The organism is Spiroplasma endosymbiont of Lariophagus distinguendus, assembly GCF_023846195.1.
Taxonomy (GTDB): domain Bacteria; phylum Bacillota_I; class Bacilli_A; order Mycoplasmatales; family VBWQ01; genus Spiroplasma_E.
Genome location: NZ_JALMUW010000084.1, coordinates 1 through 3,115, shown reverse-complemented (window position 1 = coordinate 3,115; position 3,115 = coordinate 1). Strand labels below are relative to the sequence as shown.

Genomic DNA, 3,115 nt, shown 5'->3' with positions numbered 1-3,115 from the left:
TTCTATCATGAATAGGCGTTTGATTTGCTAATTCAATTTCTTGCCTCAAAGTACTTGAACCTATAGAATTTGGCTCTAAATATTTTATAACAAATTCATATAAAATAAAAATTTTGTTTCCTTCTCAACCACGAGTTGAATAATTTTCATCTTTTAAATTTTTTATAAGAAAGTTATATAAATCTTGTTTATCTACAAGAGTTATTTTAACTTCTCATTTTTTCTACAGTTACTGCTATATTAAACAATTTAGATAACGTTTTTAATTCATCATTATATTCAATTTTAATAGCAGACCTCGCCAATTCTAAAGCTGATATACTTTCACTATTTCCATTTATATTAATTTTATTTATATCTTTTTTATCCTTATTATAAGTTTCAACAATATCAATTACTCACACGGCATTATTTAAATCTGTATCTAAAGATTTAATTGATTTATTAAATCTATAACTTAATTTTTGTTTAATTTCTTTATTTTCAAATTTATTTTTTTTATATTTAAAAAACATATCTTTTAAATCATAAAAATATTTTAGTCTTGATCAAGATCTTTTACCCTTATTTTCACCAGCATGTCTTGTATATATTATTTTTCAAATTTCATCTTCATGCTTTACATCTGCTAATGGCACTTCAGTTACATTCAACTTATTAAAATTAGGTTTTTCTGGCAATTGTAAAATCTTAATAACTTTTGAATAATTTTTTTTATGCGAAAAATTTTCTAAAATAGTTTTATATTTATCAAATTCTGTAATTAAATACATACACATTATTCTTCTATTACCTTCAATTGAATAAAAGAATTGATCTTTACCTTCTAAAATAAAAATTTGATCCATAGCAGCATTGTAACCTAGCATTAATTGTTCTAATAAATCTAATAAATCATCTCATTCACCTTCATACTGTAATAATTTTTTAATATTTTCATAAATGTCATAATTTAAACCATAATTTATATTAAGTAAATCAATTTCAATAGATCTAGTATACCTTGGATTATGTGGAAGTAATCTTATTTCTGTATAAGATTTCAATTTTAATCTCTCCTTTAAATATTTTATACCTCTTAATAAAAAAACATTTTAACAAAAATATTCACGTTTTAATTATATAAAAAATACTAAAATTATTAAATAATAATTAAAATTTTATTATCTAGTTACTATTTTTTATTATCTTTAAAATACTCACTACGAATAATACTAAATATTTTACAATCACTAACTTTACCATCTTTAATAAAATTACTACGAGAAATTCCTTCAAACTTCATGCCAACACTTTCCATCGTTTTCGCTGAAGCAATATTCTCTTTAACACAACTACCTTCAATTCTAATACTATTAGTATTTTCAAATCCATACTTAATAGCAGTCAACAATGCCTCTTTGGCATAACCTTTACCCCACTCTTTTGGATTAAAAGCATAACCTATTTCCAAACATTTAGTATGAGCAAAATATCTAATAAAACCACAAGTACCGATCATCGTATTGGTTTCATCATCTTTTAATTGCACTGCTCACATTAAAGAACTTAATTGTTTATATTCTTGTAATAAAGAATTAATAAAACCAATACTATCATTAATACTTTTATGAGCTTTTCACGGTACATATTTTGTCATATTTTCATTCTTCGCATAATTAAATAATGCTTGTGCATCATTTAAAGTAATGGGTCGTAGTTTTAAACGTTGACTTTCTAAAACTGGGATAGCAGGTAAACGATCAATATCATTCATAATTTTCTCCTTTAAATATTTTTAAACATATTTATTATATATTTTCATAATTTTTTCAACACTTGGCAATAGTTTATTAACCTGACTAACACTATAAGTAACTTCCATATTTCTAACAACACCATGTGAAACAAAAAAAGTATTTAAATAATATGTACCATAATAATATTTAATTGCTTTTAAACTGCCGCCAGCTGTTAAACCTGTTGCAACAAAACGGACATTTTCATCTTTTACTAAATCTTTAGCAAAATAATATTTATTATATGATAATTTATATTTTTTAATAGCAATATCTTCAATATTAATACGAATTTTAGTATCTTCATCAGTGGGTCATATTGTTTGATAGGAAATTAACTTAGTTTTAATATTGCCGCCAGCACTTAATGCTAATGCTGCCATTAATGCCCCTTCAGGAGCACCACCAATACCATAAACAAAATCTGCTTCCTTATTAATAACATCAATAGCAGCAAGCACATCACCATCACCAATTAAACGAACAATAATACCTAAATCATGCAACTTTTCAATTATTTTTTGATGTCTTGGTTTATCTAAAATAATACCAATTAAATCATTATGTTTTTTCATTTTTTGCATAGTTTTAATATTAGTAATAAAATCATCTTCATTGTTAATAGCATCTTGTAAATCGGGTCCAACAAATAATTTTTCCATATACATTTCTGGTAACTTTAAAATAGTATTAGGTGCTGCTGCTGCTAAACAAGCAATACTACCAGCAATATTATAAGCAGCAGGATAAGTACCTTCTACTGGATCAACTACTAAATCATAAGTTAAAGTTTTTCCTTTTCCTAACTCTTGATTAACAAATAACATTGGTGCTTGATCTAACTCACCTTCACCAACGATAATACGACATTTAATAGGGGCATTATCTAACATAATTGTCATTGCTTCAACAGCAGCAAAGTCAATAGCATTCTTATTTTTACGACCAATAAATTTATAAGCAGCAATTGTTGCCATTTCTACTGCTCTAATTAAATACATATCCTTATTCATATTTTTCTCCATAATTAAGATGTTCATTGTTAATTATATGATAATTTTTAACAAAAAACTTAATTATTAAATCTCTTTCTTCGTTAATTTTACAAAATTTGTAAATTATAAATTCAAATCATAAAATAAAAAATTACAAAATAAGTAAATAATATTTTAAATTCCAGATAATTTAATTATCTGGAAAATATGCATTATTTATAAGCTTAAAACTTTTGATTATATATTATTTGTAAATGCTACCTTTTGTTCAGAAAGTACTAGACCAACTGATACTTCTTGGTTTATTAATTCAACATCTGCTATTTGTAATACATTATTAGA

3 protein-coding genes are annotated in these 3,115 nt (G+C 24.4%); all 3 read right to left on the bottom strand.

Annotation, left to right across the window (positions count from 1 at the left end):
- Nucleotides 1–206 precede the first annotated feature (206 nt).
- Nucleotides 207–1,046, bottom strand: coding sequence for a hypothetical protein (locus M0D11_RS05480; protein WP_252320833.1), 840 nt, complete (start codon nt 1,044–1,046; stop codon nt 207–209).
- Nucleotides 1,047–1,174: 128 nt separating this feature from the next.
- A complete protein-coding gene (locus tag M0D11_RS05475; RefSeq protein WP_252320831.1) occupies nt 1,175–1,756 on the bottom strand; it encodes a GNAT family N-acetyltransferase in 582 nt (193 codons plus the stop codon).
- 21 nt (nt 1,757–1,777) lie between these two features.
- Nucleotides 1,778–2,791: a fructose-bisphosphatase class II gene (locus tag M0D11_RS05470; RefSeq protein ID WP_252320829.1), complete on the bottom strand. Its 1,014-nt coding sequence runs from the start codon at nt 2,789–2,791 to the stop codon at nt 1,778–1,780.
- Nucleotides 2,792–3,115: the final 324 nt, after the last annotated feature.